We start from the raw sequence: 14,406 nt of genomic DNA on the forward strand, positions 1-14,406 counted from the left end.
TGACGGCCGCCATCACCGCCAGCGCGACCCCCGCGTAGCCCTCCACCTCCTCGCCGGGGTGGCGCTGGCGGTGGTCACCGACGCCTCCACCCTCGGCGTCACCGCCGCCGTCGACGAGACCGACGTGCTGCAGGTGCGCCCGGGCACCGTCGCCGACGTCAGCATCGACGCCGTGCCCGAGGCCGCCTACGCCGCCACCGTCGTCGCCGTCGACCCGCAACCGGCCACCGGCGGCGCCGGGGCGGTGACCTTCAGCACCCGGATGAGCTTCGACGGCGGCACGCTGCGCGGCGGCGCCCCGGCCCCCGCCCCCCTGCCGGGGATGTCGGCGGTGGTGTCGCTGCGGGTGCGCGAGGCCCCCGGTGCGCTGCGGGTGCCCGCCGCGGCGGTGCTGCGCGCCGAGGGCTCGCGCCCGGAGGGGGTCTGGGTGGTCAGCGGCACGCGGGTCCACCGCCGCGACGTCAGCATCGGTGCCCGCGGGGAGGAGGACGTGGAGGTGGTGCGCGGCCTCGCCGCCGGCGAGCGGGTCGCCGTCTCCGGCCTGGACCGGCTCACCGAGGGCGGCCGGCTGCCGTGAAGGACCCCGCAGCCGCCGGGCGCACCGCCGACGACACCACCCCCGACGACGCTGCCCCCGACGGCACCCCCCCGGCGATCGAGGCCGTCGACGTGCGCCGCTCCTACGACCTGGGCGCCACCACCGTGCAGGCGCTGCGCGGGGTCAGCTTCACCGTCGCCGAAGGGGAGTACGCCGCGGTCGTCGGGCCCAGCGGCTCGGGCAAGTCCACCCTCATGCACCTGCTGGGCTGCCTGGACCGGCCCACCTCGGGGCTGCTGCGGGTCGGCGGGCGCGACGTGGCGCGGCTGTCCGACGGCGAGCTGGCCGAGCTGCGCAACCGCGAGATCGGCTTCGTGTTCCAGGCCTTCCAGCTGCTGGCCCGCTCCAGCGCCCTGGAGAACGTGGCCCTGCCGCTGCTGTACCGCGGCACGCCCCGCGCCGAGCGCCGCCGCCGCGCCGCGGACGCGCTGGGGGCCGTGGGCCTGGACCACCGCCTGGACCACCGGCCCGCGCAGATGTCCGGCGGGGAGCAGCAGCGGGTGGCGATCGCGCGCGCCCTCGTCGGCGAGCCGCGCATCCTGCTGGCCGACGAGCCCACCGGCAACCTCGACAGCCGCAACGGCGCCGAGGTCATGCGCATCCTGGAGGACCTCAACGCCACCCGCGGGGTGGCCGTCGTGCTCGTCACCCACGACGGCGACGTGGCCGCCCGCGCCCGCCGCCAGGTGCGGGTGCGCGACGGCCTCGTCGAGCTGGACACCGCCCGGCCCGCGGCGGCGACGTGAAGGGGCTGGAGGCGCTGCGCGTGGCGCTCGACGCCCTGCGCGCCAACCGCCTGCGCAGCCTGCTCACCATGATCGGGGTGGTCGTCGGCGTGGCCGCGGTGGTCGTCGTGGTCTCCATCGGCGCCGGCGCGCGCCAGGAGATCGAGCAGCAGGTGGAGGGGCTCGGTTCCAACCTGATCCTCGTCGTGCCCGGTGAGGCGACCACCGTCGGGGCGCCCACCGTCAGCCGGCTGCGGCGCGCCGACGGGCTGCTGCTGGCCCGCGTCGTCGGCGACCCGGGCGCCGTCACCGCACGGCTGGCCTCGGGGGAGCGGGTGCGCGCCGGCAGCCGCTCGACCTTCACCACCGTGCAGGGCGGCGACGAGAACTTCCCGCGCGTCTTCGACCGGCCGCTGGCCGAGGGCGGCTACCTCACCGGCACCGACGTCGACACCCGCCGGCGGGTGGCCGTCCTGGGGGCCCGCACCGCCACCCGGTTGTTCGGCGACGCCGACCCGGTGGGCCGCCAGATCACCGTGGCCGGCAGCCGGTTCCGCGTCATCGGCGTCCTGGCCGAGCAGGGGGAGTCCTTCGGCGTCAGCCAGGACGACGAGGTGCACGTGCCGATCACCACCGCGCAGCGGCTGCTCGGCGTGGACCGGGTCGACGGTTTCGCGGTGCGCGCCCCCGACGCCGCGTCCGTGGGCGGGCTCAGCGACCGGCTGCGCCGGGCCCTGCAGGAGGAGCACCCCGACGAGCCGTTCAGCGCCATCACCCAGACGCAGGTCCTGGGCGTCATCGGCGACGTCCTCGGCCTGCTCACCAGCGTGCTGGCCGCCATCGCCGGCATCTCGCTGCTCGTCGGCGGGGTGGGGGTGAGCAACATCATGCTCGTCTCGGTGCGGGAGCGGACCCGCGAGATCGGGTTGCGCAAGGCGCTGGGCGCGCGGCAGCGCGACGTGCTGGCCCAGTTCCTGCTGGAGGCGGTGCTGCTGACCACGATCGGCGGCTGCGTGGGCATCGCGGTGGGGGTGGGTGCCTCCGTCGCGCTGGACCGCCTCTCACCGCTGCCGGCGGCGGTGGAGTGGTGGAGCCCGGTGGTGGCCTTCGCCGTCTCGGCGGCGGTGGGCATCACCTTCGGGGTGCTGCCCGCCCGCCGCGCCGGACGGCTGGACCCCGTGGTGGCGCTGCGCGGGGACTGACGGGCGGCACGGGCGCCGTCGGTGGCAGGCGGCAGGGGCGCCGTCGGCGGCAGGCGGCACGGGCGCCGTCAGTGGCAGGCGGCGCGGTGCTCGTCGGAGCCGGGGCGGGCCGGGGAGTCCGTGACCGACCACTGGATCGTGGGGCGCCCGGCCACCCTGAACTGCCCCCCGAGCACGTCCAGGCCCCGGGGCCAGCCGGCGGGGGAGTCCTCCCAGGTCTCCTGCCGCCCGTAGACGGTGCGGTCCAGCAGGCCGTAGCTGGAGGACATCGCCTCGGCGCCGCGCCCGGTGGTCCACCAGGTCTCCCAGACCTCCGCGCCCCGGCGCAGGTAGCCGGCCAGGAACCCGAAGCCGCGGCCGGCCAGCAGGGCGTCGGCACCGCGCGCGGAGTACCAGGGCAGCCGGTTGCCGACGAAGTCGGCGTAGGCCCTGCTCTCCCCGTAGGGGCCCTGGCACAGCACGGCGAGGGTGACGTCGCGGCTGTGCAGGTACTCCGGGCGCTGGGCGTCGGCCGTGAAGAAGGTGCACCCCTCGCACTGCCCCTCCGGGGGCTGGCCGTCGTGCCACATGTGGAAGTACGCCAGCAGCTGGCGCCGGCCCTCGAAGACGTCGGCGAAGGGCACCTCCCCGTGCGCGCCGACGACGCGGGCACCGGCGGGCACCGGCGTCATGGGCAGCCGCCGGCGGGCGGCGGCGATGGCGTCGCCCTCGCGGGTGTGGGCCTTCTCCCGCACGAGCAGCTCCTCGCAGGCGGCGAGCCAGGCGGAGCGGTCGACGACCTCGGGGGCGGCGGCGGTGGTCAGGGGCTGCAGCGGCAGGCGGGCGGCGGGCACGGTGGTCTCCTCTCGGGCGCTCGCCCGGGCAGACCGGGCGGGCCGGTCGGACTCATCGCGCCGCCCCGAGCCCGGCGAAGCGGCCGTCCCGGCCGCCCCGGGTGTCCCCGGCGGCCGCAGCGGGTAAGGGGCCGGTGAGGGCGGCCCGGTCCGCGGGCCGCCACCGACGCACCAGGAGGCGCTGTGAGCAGCCCCCAGCCCGAGACCGACCCGGCCGAGGACCTCGGCGTGATCCTGCCCACGGAGAGCACCCCGCGCGACCGCCAGGAGCACGGCAAGATGCCGGCCCGGCCGAGCGACGACCAGCTGGAGCAGCTCGTCGAGCACGAGCGGCGCGTCGTCCACGGCGAGGAGGACACCCCGATCCCGCCGGCCACCGACTGACCCGCCCGCGCCGGCCCGCCCCACCCGCGCCGCCCCACCCGTGCCGGGCCGCCGGTGGCCCGGCACCGGTGGGGTGGACACGCGTGGTTAGGGTCGCCCCGTGAGCGTGCACAGGGTCACCGGCCTGGAGACCGAGTTCGGGGTCGTCGCCCCCGGCGACCCCGCGGCCAACCCCATGCTCCTGTCGGCGCAGGTCGTCAACGCCTACGCCGCCCCGCTCGGCGGGCAGGGGGCCCGGGCCCGCTGGGACTACGAGGACGAGGCCCCGCTGCGCGACGCGCGCGGTTTCGAGGTCGAGCGCGCCGCCGCCCACCCCAGCCAGCTCACCGACCGCCCCGGCCCCGCGCAGCAGCGGCGCAGCGTGCCGCAGGCCGGCACGGAGTCCTTCGAGAGCGAGGACCCCTCCACCGCCAACGTCATCCTCACCAACGGCGCCCGCCTCTACGTCGACCACGCCCACCCGGAGTACTCCTCCCCGGAGGTCACCACCCCGCGCGACGCGGTGCGCTGGGACCGGGCGGGGGAGCGGGTGGTGCTGGAGTCGGTGCGCCGCATCGCCGCCGGTGGCGGGCTGACACCGGTCAACGTCTACAAGAACAACACCGACGGCAAGGGCGCCTCCTACGGCACCCACGAGAATTACCTGATGGACCGGGCCACGGCCTTCGGCGACATCGTCCGCCACTTGACGCCGTTCTTCGTCTCCCGGCAGGTCCTCTGCGGCGCCGGGCGCGTCGGCATCGGCCAGGACAGCCGCCGGGCCGGGTTCCAGATCAGCCAGCGCGCGGACTTCTTCGAGGTCGAGGTGGGCCTGGAGACGACGCTGAAGCGGCCCATCATCAACACCCGCGACGAGCCGCACGCCAGCGCCGAGAAGTACCGCCGCCTGCACGTCATCGTCGGCGACGCCACGATGTGCGAGGTGGCGACGCTGCTGAAGGTCGGCACGACCTCCCTGGTGCTGGCGATGGTGGAGGCCGGCGCCCTCGACGGCGGCCCGGCCGGCGACCTGGCCCTGGCCCAGCCGGTGGCGGAGCTGCACGCCGTCTCCCACGACCCCTCGCTGCGCCACCTCGTGCGGCTGCGCGACGGGCGGCGCATGAGCGCGGTGCAGCTGCAGTGGGCCTACCACGAGGCGGCCGCCGCGTTCGTGGCCCGCGAGCAGGGCGCCCACCCCGACCCCGACACCGCCGAGGTGCTGCAGCGCTGGGAGTCGGTCCTGACGCGCCTGGAGCGCGACCCGGCCCTGTGCGCGCGGGAGATCGACTGGGTGGCCAAGCTGCGCCTGCTGCAGGGCTACCGCGACCGCGACGGGCTGGACTGGGACGCCGCCAGGCTGCAGGCCATCGACCTGCAGTGGTCGGACGTGCGCCCGGAGAAGGGCCTCTACCTGCGCCTGGCGGCCCGCGGGCAGGTGGAGGTGCTGCTGGCGGAGGACGACGTGGCGCAGGCGGTGACCCGGCCGCCGGAGGACACCCGCGCGTACTTCCGCGGCCAGTGCCTGGCCCGCTACGGGCGGGAGGTGGCCGCCGCCAGCTGGGACTCGGTGATCTTCGACATCGCCGGCCGCGGCGCCCTGCAGCGGGTGCCGACCCTGGAGCCGCTGCGCGGTACCCGCGAGCACGTCGGGGCGCTGCTGGAGCGCTGCCGCACCGCCGCCGACCTCGTCGCCGCGCTCACCGGCTCCTGAGCGGCGCGGGCAGGCGAAACACGATCGTCACGACCCGGTGGGCGCCGGGGCCGCCCCCCGTCGGGCGCAGGCGTTAGTGTCGGAGCGGGAGCGGCGGTCACGCCCGACCGCTCGCGCCGGGGACAGACCGAGGGGGGCAGCCGTGCCTGCACACGAGCAGCAGCGACCCAGCCGCCGCGAGGACGAGCCCGAGGAGCTCGCCTCCGCACCGAGCGGGCAGACGACGACCCACGACGAGGACGTCGACGCCCTGCTCGACGAGATCGACGACGTCCTGGAGACCAACTCCGAGGAGTTCGTCCGGGGGTTCGTGCAGAAGGGCGGGCAGTAGCCCGCACCCCGCGCCGCGGTGGGGGCGCGCACCGGCCCGGTGCGCGCCCCCACCGCGTCCGCGGGTCGTGCCCTCAGGAGGGCAGGTCCTGCAGCGGCACGGGCAGGGGCCGATCGCACGTGCTGTGCACGGCCACCGCGGCGCCCTCGGCCGCCGAGCGCAGCAGGGACTCCACGACGTCCAGCACGTGGAAGCCGAGCCGGCCGCCGGCGCGGACGTGCTCCCCGCCGCCGGCCAGGTCCAGCAGGCCGATGCCGCGCCCGCCGTCGCGGTAACCGGCGGAGACCTCCAGGCGCCGCCAGTCCGCCGCGCCCAGCTCGAACAGCTCCACCGCGCCCTCGAAGTAGTTCGGGTCGGGCACCACCAGGGACCCGCGCTCGCCGTGCACCTCGATGCTCGGCGCACGGGTCTTCACCGCGTCGAAGCTCATCACGAGCGTGGACAGCACCCCCGAGGCGTGCACGAGGACACCGCAGACGTGGGTGTCGGTGCTCACCGGCACCGTCTGCCCGGCGCGCGGGCCGGAGCCGATGGTGCGGCTGGAGCGGGTGTGCGAGGCCGCGCCGATGACGGAGGCGACCGGCCCGAGCATGGTGACCAGGGCGCTGACGTAGTACGGGCCCATGTCCAGCAGCGGGCCGCCGCCGGGGGCGTAGTAGAAGTCCGGATTCGGGTGCCAGCGCTCGTGGCCGGGGGTGACCATGGTGGCGGTCGCGGCCACCGGCGCCCCGACGAGGCCGTCGTCGATGGCCTTGCGGGCGGTCTGGATGCCGGTGCCCAGCACCGTGTCGGGGGCGCAGCCCAGCCGCACCCCGGCGGCGTCGGCGGCCGCGACCACCTCGCGGGCCTGCTCGGTGGTGGCCGCCAGCGGCTTCTCCCCGTAGACGTCCTTGCCGGCGGCGATCGCGGCCAGGGCCACCTCGGCGTGGGCGGCGGGAACGGTGAGGTTGAGGACGACGTCGACCTCCTCGTCGCGCAGCAGGTCCTGCACGCCGAGGGCGCGCGCGCCGCCGGCGGCGTCGGCCACGGCCTCGGCGCGGGCGGCGTCGAGGTCGGCGACGGCGGCCACCCGCAGCGGCGCGAGCTTGGCGACGGTGGCCAGGTACTGGGTGGAGATGTGCCCGGCCCCGACGATCCCGATGTTCAGCGGCCGGCCCACAGCAGGCCCCTCTCCACGAGCGTGCGGACGGCTGTCTCGCGCAGGACCTCCACGCGGTGCCCGGGGGTGGCCACGAAGACCTTCCCCTTCCCCCAGGAGCGGGTCCAGACCGCGGGGGAGGTGACGGGCCGGTGCCAGGGGTCCCAGGCCCGCACGGCCTGGGTGGTGGTGGCCAGCACGTCGCAGTAGTCGTCGGAGAGCACCCAGTACTGCTCGGTGACGAGGTCGAAGTCGTCCAGGCCGGCGGTGATCGGGTGCTCGCGCCCGGCGTCGGTGATGGTCACGCGGTAGGGCACGTAGTTGTCGGCCTGCTCACCGGTGCGCTCGTCGGGGTGCTTGCCCGGGTGGCAGGCGAACTGCCCGCCGATCAGGTGCAGGTAGTCGGAGGAGTTGCGGTAGGAGTCGGCGATGCCCCCGTGCCAGCCGGCCAGGCCGGTGCCGGCCTCCACCGCCGCCATCAGCCCGGCCAGCTCGTCCTTCTCGATCGTGGACATCGTCACGCACTGCACGACGAGGTCCACGCCGGCCATGTAGGCGTGGTCGGCGTAGGGCTTCGGGCTGTCCTCCACCCGCACCTCGAAGCCCTGCTCGTGCAGGAAGGGGATGAACTCCTCGGTGGCCTCGACGGGCTGGTGCCCGTCCCAGCCGCCGCGCACGACGAGCGCGTGCCTGGTCCGCTCGCTGCTCTGCTCGCTGCTCTGCTCGCTGCTGTGCTCAGTGCTGTGCGGCATGGTTCCTCGGGGGTCGTGGGGCGGGGCGGCGCCTGCGGTGGCGCCCCGCGCGGGAGGCTACTTGCTGAACCGCGCGGTGCGGCCGGTGATGTCGGTGAGCAGTTCCTCGCCGGTCCCGGGGCAGGTGGACGGGTACCGCGCCGGGTTTCCGACGGTGTTGCCCGGAGGACACCCGCGCCAGGGGCCGGGCGGCGATGCGCACTGCGGGCTGCGCCTGCGGCAACGACGTCATCGCCCTGGGCGTGCCGGAGGTGGCCCGCCGCCGCGGCCGGCGCCCGCCCGGCCGCGGCGGGGCGGGCGGGGCGCCGGTAGGGTCGCGCCCGTGAGCCCCGACCACAGCGGACGCCTGCCCGCCGCCTACCTGGTCCCCGGGTCGTCGTCCTTCGCCGACTTCGCGCGCGACCACGCCCCCGACGTCCTGACCGCCCGCCGCGCCGCGGGCGCCGGCGCCGCCGAGGCCGCCGCGCACGCCCCGCACGGCACGACGATCGTGGCGGCCGTCTTCGACGGCGGGGTGGTGATGGCCGGGGACCGGCGCGCCACCGCCGGCAACCTCATCGCCCAGCGCGACATCGAGAAGGTCTTCCCCGCCGACGAGCACTCCTGCGTGGGCATCGCCGGCACCGCCGGGCTGGCGATCGAGATGGTGCGGCTGTTCCAGGTGGAGCTGGAGCACTACGAGAAGATCGAGGGCGCGCTGCTGTCCTTCGAGGGCAAGGCCAACCGGCTCTCGGCGATGATCCGCGGCAACCTCGCCCTGGCGATGCAGGGCCTGGCGGTCGTGCCGGTCTTCGCCGGCCTGGACCTGGCCGCCGGGCGCGGGCGCATCTTCAGCTACGACGTCACCGGCGGGCGCTACGAGGAGCAGCACCACCACAGCGTCGGCTCCGGCTCCGTCTTCGCCCGCGGGGCGCTGAAGAAGCTGTGGCGCCCCGGTCTGGACGCCGCCGGCGCCGTGCGGGTGGCGGTGGAGGCGCTGTGGGACGCCGCCGACGACGACTCGGCCACCGGGGGACCTGACCTGGCCCGCCGGATCTGGCCGGTCGTGGCCGTGGTGGGCGCCGAGGGCTACCGCCGGGTCGGCGACGAGGAGCTGGAGGCAGTGGTGGAGGCGGTCGTGGCCGGCAGGCGCGGGGATCCCGGCGGGACGGGAGCGGCGCGGGCGGCGGGGGGCGAGCGCGCATGAGCACGCCGTTCTACGTCTCGCCCGAGCAGCTCATGAAGGACAAGGCGGACTACGCGCGCAAGGGCATCGCGCGCGGGCGGGCCGTCGTCGTCCTGGCCTGCTCCGGCGGCATCGTCTTCGCCTCCGAGAACCCCTCCCGCGCCCTGCACAAGATCTCCGAGATCTACGACCGCGTCGCCTTCGCCGCGGTCGGCAAGTACAACGAGTTCGAGAACCTGCGGGTGGGCGGGGTGCGCTACGCGGACCTGCGCGGCTACTCCTACGACCGCTCCGACGTCACCGCGCGCGGCCTGGCCAACGTCTACGCCCAGACCCTGGGGGCCATCTTCACCACCGAGTCCAAGCCCTACGAGGTCGAGCTCGTCGTCGCCGAGGTCGGGGCCACCGCGGCCGGGGACCAGATCTACCGCCTCACCTACGACGGCTCGGTCGCCGACGAGCACGGCTTCGTCGCGATGGGCGGCTCCGCCGAGCAGATCGGCGCCAAGCTCGCCGAGGACTGGCGCGAGGGCCTGGACCTGCCCGAGGCGCTGCGCCGGGCGGTGGCGGCCCTGGGCCTGCCCGCCGCCGCCGAGGCCGCCGGGGCCGGGCTGCGCGCCATCGCCGCCGACCAGCTGGAGGTCGCCGTCCTGGACCGCGCCCGGCCCCGGCGCGCCTTCCGCCGCCTGGCCGGCCCGGTGCTGGAGGCCGCGCTCGCCGGCTGACGCGGCGCTTCGCCACGCCGAACCCCGCCCGGTGTGCCTATGGTGGGCACATGGACCGCCGGATCTTCGGACTGGAGACGGAGTTCGGCGTGACGTGCGCGTTCGAGGGCCAGCGCAAGCTGTCCCCGGACGAGGTGGCGCGCTACCTGTTCCGCAAGGTCGTCTCCTGGGGCCGCTCCAGCAACGTCTTCCTCAAGAACGGCGCGCGCCTCTACCTCGACGTCGGCTCCCACCCCGAGTACGCCACGCCCGAGTGCGACGACGTGCGCCAGCTCGTCGTCCACGACCGCGCGGGCGAGCGCACCCTGGAGGGCCTGCTCACCGACGCCGAGCGGCGCCTGCAGGAGGAGGGCATCAACGGGGAGGTCTTCCTCTTCAAGAACAACACCGACTCCGCGGGCAACTCCTACGGCTGCCACGAGAACTACCTCGTCTCCCGGCACGGGGAGTTCTCCCGCCTCTCCGACGCCCTCATCCCCTTCCTCGTCACCCGCCAGATCGTCGTGGGCGCCGGCAAGGTGGTGCAGACCCCGCGGGGGGCCGCGTACTCCCTGTCCCAGCGCGCCGACCACATCTGGGAGGGCATCTCCTCGGCCACCACCCGCTCGCGGCCCATCATCAACACCCGCGACGAGCCGCACGCCGACGCCGAGCGCTACCGCCGCCTGCACGTCATCGTCGGCGACTCCAACATGTCCGAGACCACGACGATGCTCAAGGTGGGCGCCACCGACCTCGTCCTGCGGCTGGTGGAGTCCGGGATGCTGCTGCGGGACATGACGCTGGAGAACCCCATCCGCGCCATCCGCGAGATCAGCCACGACACCACCGGCCGGCGCCGGCTGCGGCTGGCCAACGGCCGCGAGGCGTGCGCGCTGGAGATCCAGGAGGAGTTCCTCGCGCGGGCCAAGGACTTCGTGGAGTCCGACGGCCTGCAGACCCCCACCGTCAAGCGGGTCCTGGACCTGTGGGAGCGGGCGCTGCTGGCGGTGCGCTCCGGCGACCTCGGCCTCGTCGAGCGCGAGGTCGACTGGGTGATCAAGAAGCGGCTGCTGGAGCGGTACATGGCCAAGCACGACCTGACGCTCAGCTCCCCGCGCATCGCGCGCCTGGACCTGGCCTACCACGACATCTCCCGCCGCCGCGGCCTGCACTACCTGCTGATGAACCGGGGCCTGGCCGAGCGGGTCAGCCACGACCTGGAGGTGTTCGAGGCCACCGCGGTGCCGCCGCAGACCACCCGGGCCAAGCTGCGCGGGGACTTCGTGCGCGCCGCCCAGGAGAAGCACCGCGACTTCACCGTGGACTGGGTGCACCTCAAGCTCAACGACCAGGCCCAGCGCACGGTGCTGTGCAAGGACCCGTTCCGCTCCGTCGACGAGCGGGTGGAGCGCCTCATCGAGAGCATGTGAGCCACCCGGCGCCGCCCGCCCCCCAGCCTCCTCCCAGCAGCGCTGGTTAGGGTGTCAGGGACCTGGGTGCCCGCCGGCCGCGACCGCGCGGGGCCCGCAGACGCCGAACACCGAGGATGCCCGTGCGCCGCCTGACCGCCCTGCCCCTCGCCCTCGTCCTCGCCTTGGGGGCGTGCGCCTCGGAGCCGGAGGCCGCCACGCCCACGGCCACCTCCTCCACCGCCACGGCCAGCCCGGCGGAGCTGGCCCCGGCCGCGGTGGACCCCGACCTGGCCGTGCAGGTCACCGGCGCCGCCGACGCCAAGCCCGAGGTCACGATCACCACGCCGCTGTCGGTGGAGGAGTCCACCCGCAAGGTCGTCACCGCCGGCACCGGCGCCGTCATCGAGCAGGGGCAGACGGTCGTGCTGGACTACACCCTCTACAACGGCCGCGACGGCGCGGAGCTGGACACCACCTACGGCAAGACGGCCGCCGCCTTCCCCATCACCGACCAGCTCATCCGCGGGGTGGCCAACGGCCTGCTCGGCGCGACCGTCGGTGACCGCCTGGCCATCGCGGTGGCCCCCTCCGACGGTTTCGGGGAGCAGGCCGGCGCCGCCTACGCCGGCCTGGAGGCCACCGACACCATGGTGCTGGTCGCCGACCTGCGCGACGCCTACGTGCCGCTGACGCAGGCCGAGGGCCAGGCGGTGACGCCCCCGGCGGGGCTGCCCACCGTCGAGGTCGACGCCGAGGGCCGCCCCACCGGCATCACCATCGGCGCGGACGTCGACAAGAACCCCCAGCAGCTCGTCGTGCAGCCGCTCATCACCGGCACCGGCGCGGCGGTGGAGTCCGGGCAGACGATCACCGTGCAGTACACCGGGGTGCGCCTGGAGGACGGGGAGCAGTTCGACTCCTCGTGGGAGTCCGGGCAGCCGGCCAGCTTCCCGATCGGCACCGGTGGCGTCATCGCCGGCTGGGACCAGGGCCTGGTGGGCCAGCCGGTCGGCAGCCGCGTCCTGCTCGTCATCCCGCAGGCGCTGGCCTACCCCGACGCCAGCGAGGAGAACGGCCGCCCGGCCGGGCCCCTGGTCTTCGTCGTCGACATCCTCGACGCCCGCTGAGCACCGCACCCCAGCCCCGCACCCACCCCGATCCGAGGAGAGCCATGTCCGAGCTGACCAAGCCCGAGGTCGACTTCCCCGGCGGCGAGCCGCCCGCCGACCTGGAGATCACCGACATCACCGTGGGCGAGGGCCCCGAGGCCACCGCTGGCAGCACCGTCGTCACCCACTACGTCGGGGTCACCTTCTCCACCGGTGAGGAGTTCGACGCCTCCTGGAACCGCGGCCAGCCGCTGGACTTCCCGCTCGGGCAGGGTTACGTCATCCCCGGCTGGGACCGCGGCATCGCCGGCATGCGGGTGGGCGGGCGGCGCAGGCTCGTCATCCCGCCGCACCTGGCCTACGGCGAGCGCGGCGCCGGCGGCGTCATCGGCCCCGGCGAGACGCTGATCTTCGTGGTGGACCTCGTCGGCGTGCGCTGAGGCGCACCCCGCACCCGCCGCGCGCCGCCCGCCCGCTGCTCAGTCCAGCAGCAGGCGGGCGGCGTAACGCCCGGCGGCGGCGGCGGTGACGAACGCGGCCCGGTCCGCGCGCACGTCGCGGCCCATCGTCGACAGCGGCACCGGGCAGGCGGCCAGCGCCGCGTCCAGGCCCTCGGTGTCGAGCACCACCAGCCGGTGCGGCTGCGGTCGCTGCGCGGTCGGCGAGCACAGCGCCGCGGCACCCGCGCGCACGTCGTCCCAGAACACACCCGCCTCGGCCGGTGCCACGACGTCGGCCGGCGCCAGCGCCAGGCGCCCCACCGCGGTGGTGGAGTGGTGGGACAGGCCGCGGTGGCGGGGGCGCTCGTCGGCCTCCGAGACGCGCAGCGCCGCCACCGGGTGCCCGCCGAGCACCGCCGCGGCGTTGAGGGCGTCCCCGACGGCCGTGCCGGAGAAACCCCAGCGGGTGCCGGTGCCGAGGTTGCCCGGTCCCTGCGCCACGACGACGACGTCGGCGCCGGCCACCAGCCTGGCCACCAGCAGCGCCGAGGGCACGCTGACCGCCTCCAGGTCCCCGCCGAAGCACTGCCCGGCGCTGACGCAGGCCGCCAGCCAGCCCGCCGCGCGCAGCCCGGCCACCGCCCGGGAGAAGGCCACCGGCAGCGCCCCGCCGTCGGTCATGACGTACACCACCCGCGTACCCGGCCGCTCGGCGCGCACCCCGGCCACCACCGCGGGCAGCGCCGAGTGCAGGTCGGCCACCACGACGGGGGTGCCGGCGAGGTCGTCGGCCTCGGCCAGCACCCCGTGGTGGGGGGAGTCCTGCTCGTCGGCGCCCAGCACCATCGCCTGCAGCGGCGTGTAGCGGGCCTTGACCAGGTGCCCGGGCCCGGCCGGCGCCGGCGCCGGCAGCCGCTCGGGCAGCGCCACCACCAGCGCGTAGCCGCCGGTGCCCAGGCCCCGCTCCAGCGCCGCGGTGTTGAGCAGCACCCGGTCCCCGGGGCGGGGGGTGCCCACCAGGTCGGGGTGGGCCAGCGCGCGCACCTCGCCGCCGTGGCCGGGGCCGTCCTCCAGGGCGACGGCGCACTCCTGCGCCCCCGGCCAGGACCTGCCGAGGGACACGACCGTTCCCGAGCGCCAGCGCACCACGGGCGCCACCCTAGGCCCGCCCCGGGGGCGGGCGCCCGGGACGGCCGGGACCCTCCCGGGCGGCCGCCCCTGGGGCACCGGCGGCCGGCCCGGGGGTACCGGCTGCCCCGTGGGGCACCGGCGGCTGCCGCCGGGAGCGCGGGCGGGGTAGGTTCGCCAGCGATGCCCACCGCCAACGCCAGCCGGCGCACCGAGCGACTCCTCAACCTCGTCATCGCCCTGTCGGCCACCCGCCGGTGGCTGACGAAGGAGCAGATCCGCCGCGCGGTGCCGCAGTACGCCGACTGCGCCACCACCGTCGCCTTCGAGCGCATGTTCGAGCGCGACAAGGAGGACCTGCGCGAGCTGGGGGTGCCGCTGTCCACCGGCGGCGAGGACGTCCTCTTCGGTGACGAGCAGGGCTACCGCATCGACCGCGACGCCTACGCCCTGCCCGCCATCGACTTCACCCCCGCGGAGCTGGCGGTGCTGTCCCTGGCCAGCCGGGTGTGGCAGCAGGCCAGCCTCGCCGGCCCCGCCACCCGGGCGCTGGTGAAGCTGCGCAGCCTCGGCGTGGAGGCCGACGAGTCATCGCTGGTGGGCCTGGAACCGCGGGTGCGCACCAGCGAGCCGGCGTTCGAGCCGCTCTACGCCGCCGCCCGCGACCGCGCACCCGTCAGCTTCGGCTACCGCCGCGCCGACGGGGAGCCGGCCGTGCGCTCGGTGGAGCCCTGGGCGATCGTCAGCTGGCACGGGCGCTGGTACCTCGTGGGCCACGACCGCGACCGCGGC

The 14,406-nt window shown here is 75.9% G+C and carries 16 protein-coding genes; 12 read left to right on the plus strand and 4 right to left on the minus strand.

What is annotated here, in order from left to right; translation table 11 throughout:
* The 3 genes from ABEB16_RS12640 to ABEB16_RS12650 form a co-directional block, all read left to right on the plus strand.
* Nucleotides 1-577 (plus strand): efflux RND transporter periplasmic adaptor subunit (locus ABEB16_RS12640; RefSeq protein ID WP_345712603.1); only part of this gene is annotated, 577 nt, incomplete at its 5' end.
* Between the two features lie 77 nt (nucleotides 578-654).
* Entirely contained in the window at nucleotides 655-1,344 is a 690-nt protein-coding gene (locus ABEB16_RS12645) for an ABC transporter ATP-binding protein (protein ID WP_345712618.1), read from the plus strand.
* On the plus strand, nucleotides 1,341-2,525 hold the full coding sequence (locus ABEB16_RS12650; RefSeq protein WP_345712604.1) for an ABC transporter permease: 1,185 nt from the start codon (nucleotides 1,341-1,343) through the stop codon (nucleotides 2,523-2,525). The genes ABEB16_RS12645 and ABEB16_RS12650 overlap by 4 nt, the downstream gene beginning before the upstream one ends.
* 68 nt (nucleotides 2,526-2,593) lie before the next feature.
* On the opposite strand, the gene ABEB16_RS12655 is transcribed toward ABEB16_RS12650, so the two are convergent.
* Nucleotides 2,594-3,358, minus strand: a complete 765-nt coding sequence (locus ABEB16_RS12655) for a DUF899 family protein (RefSeq protein ID WP_345712605.1) — start codon at nucleotides 3,356-3,358, stop codon at nucleotides 2,594-2,596.
* Nucleotides 3,359-3,541: 183 nt separating this feature from the next.
* Between ABEB16_RS12655 and ABEB16_RS12660 the strand changes: the two genes are divergently transcribed.
* The 3 genes from ABEB16_RS12660 (at nucleotide 3,542) to ABEB16_RS12670 (ending at nucleotide 5,763) form a co-directional block, all read left to right on the plus strand.
* Nucleotides 3,542-3,742 (plus strand): hypothetical protein, encoded by a 201-nt coding sequence (locus ABEB16_RS12660; protein WP_345712606.1) that lies wholly within the window; start codon nucleotides 3,542-3,544, stop codon nucleotides 3,740-3,742.
* A gap of 100 nt (nucleotides 3,743-3,842) precedes the next feature.
* Nucleotides 3,843-5,432 (plus strand): depupylase/deamidase Dop, encoded by a 1,590-nt coding sequence (gene dop / locus ABEB16_RS12665; RefSeq protein WP_345712607.1) that lies wholly within the window; start codon nucleotides 3,843-3,845, stop codon nucleotides 5,430-5,432.
* 142 nt (nucleotides 5,433-5,574) lie between these two features.
* Complete coding sequence (locus ABEB16_RS12670) at nucleotides 5,575-5,763, plus strand: ubiquitin-like protein Pup (RefSeq protein WP_345712608.1); 189 nt, start codon at nucleotides 5,575-5,577, stop codon at nucleotides 5,761-5,763.
* 73 nt (nucleotides 5,764-5,836) lie between these two features.
* On the opposite strand, the gene ABEB16_RS12675 is transcribed toward ABEB16_RS12670, so the two are convergent.
* Together ABEB16_RS12675 and ABEB16_RS12680 are read right to left on the minus strand one after the other, a co-directional pair.
* Nucleotides 5,837-6,922: a Gfo/Idh/MocA family protein gene (locus tag ABEB16_RS12675; RefSeq protein ID WP_345712609.1), complete on the minus strand. Its 1,086-nt coding sequence runs from the start codon at nucleotides 6,920-6,922 to the stop codon at nucleotides 5,837-5,839.
* Nucleotides 6,907-7,653, minus strand: a complete 747-nt coding sequence (locus tag ABEB16_RS12680) for a ThuA domain-containing protein (RefSeq protein WP_345712610.1) — start codon at nucleotides 7,651-7,653, stop codon at nucleotides 6,907-6,909. Before ABEB16_RS12680 ends, ABEB16_RS12675 begins: the two co-directional genes overlap by 16 nt.
* Before the next feature lie 322 nt (nucleotides 7,654-7,975).
* Between ABEB16_RS12680 and prcB the strand changes: the two genes are divergently transcribed.
* From prcB to ABEB16_RS12705, 5 genes are all read left to right on the plus strand, one after another.
* Complete coding sequence (gene prcB / locus ABEB16_RS12685) at nucleotides 7,976-8,839, plus strand: proteasome subunit beta (RefSeq protein WP_345712611.1); 864 nt, start codon at nucleotides 7,976-7,978, stop codon at nucleotides 8,837-8,839.
* Complete coding sequence (prcA, locus tag ABEB16_RS12690) at nucleotides 8,836-9,543, plus strand: proteasome subunit alpha (protein ID WP_345712612.1); 708 nt, start codon at nucleotides 8,836-8,838, stop codon at nucleotides 9,541-9,543. Before prcB ends, prcA begins: the two co-directional genes overlap by 4 nt.
* Before the next feature lie 50 nt (nucleotides 9,544-9,593).
* Nucleotides 9,594-10,955, plus strand: a complete 1,362-nt coding sequence (pafA, locus tag ABEB16_RS12695; protein WP_345712613.1) for a Pup--protein ligase — start codon at nucleotides 9,594-9,596, stop codon at nucleotides 10,953-10,955.
* A 122-nt stretch (nucleotides 10,956-11,077) separates the two neighbouring features.
* On the plus strand, nucleotides 11,078-12,064 hold the full coding sequence (locus ABEB16_RS12700; RefSeq protein ID WP_345712614.1) for an FKBP-type peptidyl-prolyl cis-trans isomerase: 987 nt from the start codon (nucleotides 11,078-11,080) through the stop codon (nucleotides 12,062-12,064).
* A 44-nt stretch (nucleotides 12,065-12,108) separates the two neighbouring features.
* Entirely contained in the window at nucleotides 12,109-12,486 is a 378-nt protein-coding gene (locus ABEB16_RS12705) for an FKBP-type peptidyl-prolyl cis-trans isomerase (protein ID WP_345712615.1), read from the plus strand.
* A gap of 39 nt (nucleotides 12,487-12,525) precedes the next feature.
* On the opposite strand, the gene ABEB16_RS12710 is transcribed toward ABEB16_RS12705, so the two are convergent.
* Nucleotides 12,526-13,635: a DUF3866 family protein gene (locus tag ABEB16_RS12710; RefSeq protein WP_345712616.1), complete on the minus strand. Its 1,110-nt coding sequence runs from the start codon at nucleotides 13,633-13,635 to the stop codon at nucleotides 12,526-12,528.
* Nucleotides 13,636-13,797: 162 nt separating this feature from the next.
* On the opposite strand from ABEB16_RS12710, the gene ABEB16_RS12715 reads away from it, so the two are divergent.
* Nucleotides 13,798-14,406 (plus strand): helix-turn-helix transcriptional regulator (locus tag ABEB16_RS12715; RefSeq protein WP_345712617.1); only part of this gene is annotated, 609 nt, incomplete at its 3' end.

This window comes from Kineococcus glutinatus (assembly GCF_039542765.1).
Classification (GTDB): domain Bacteria; phylum Actinomycetota; class Actinomycetes; order Actinomycetales; family Kineococcaceae; genus Kineococcus_A; species Kineococcus_A glutinatus.

Excerpts from the sequence above, each read along its gene's own strand:
- ABEB16_RS12680 (WP_345712610.1), bottom strand. The coding sequence starts at position 7,653 with ATGCCGCACAGCACTGAGCACAGCAGCGAGCAGAGCAGCGAGCAGAGC.
- prcA (WP_345712612.1), top strand. The coding sequence starts at position 8,836 with ATGAGCACGCCGTTCTACGTCTCGCCCGAGCAGCTCATGAAGGACAAG.
- pafA (WP_345712613.1), top strand. The coding sequence starts at position 9,594 with ATGGACCGCCGGATCTTCGGACTGGAGACGGAGTTCGGCGTGACGTGC.
- ABEB16_RS12705 (WP_345712615.1), top strand. The coding sequence starts at position 12,109 with ATGTCCGAGCTGACCAAGCCCGAGGTCGACTTCCCCGGCGGCGAGCCG.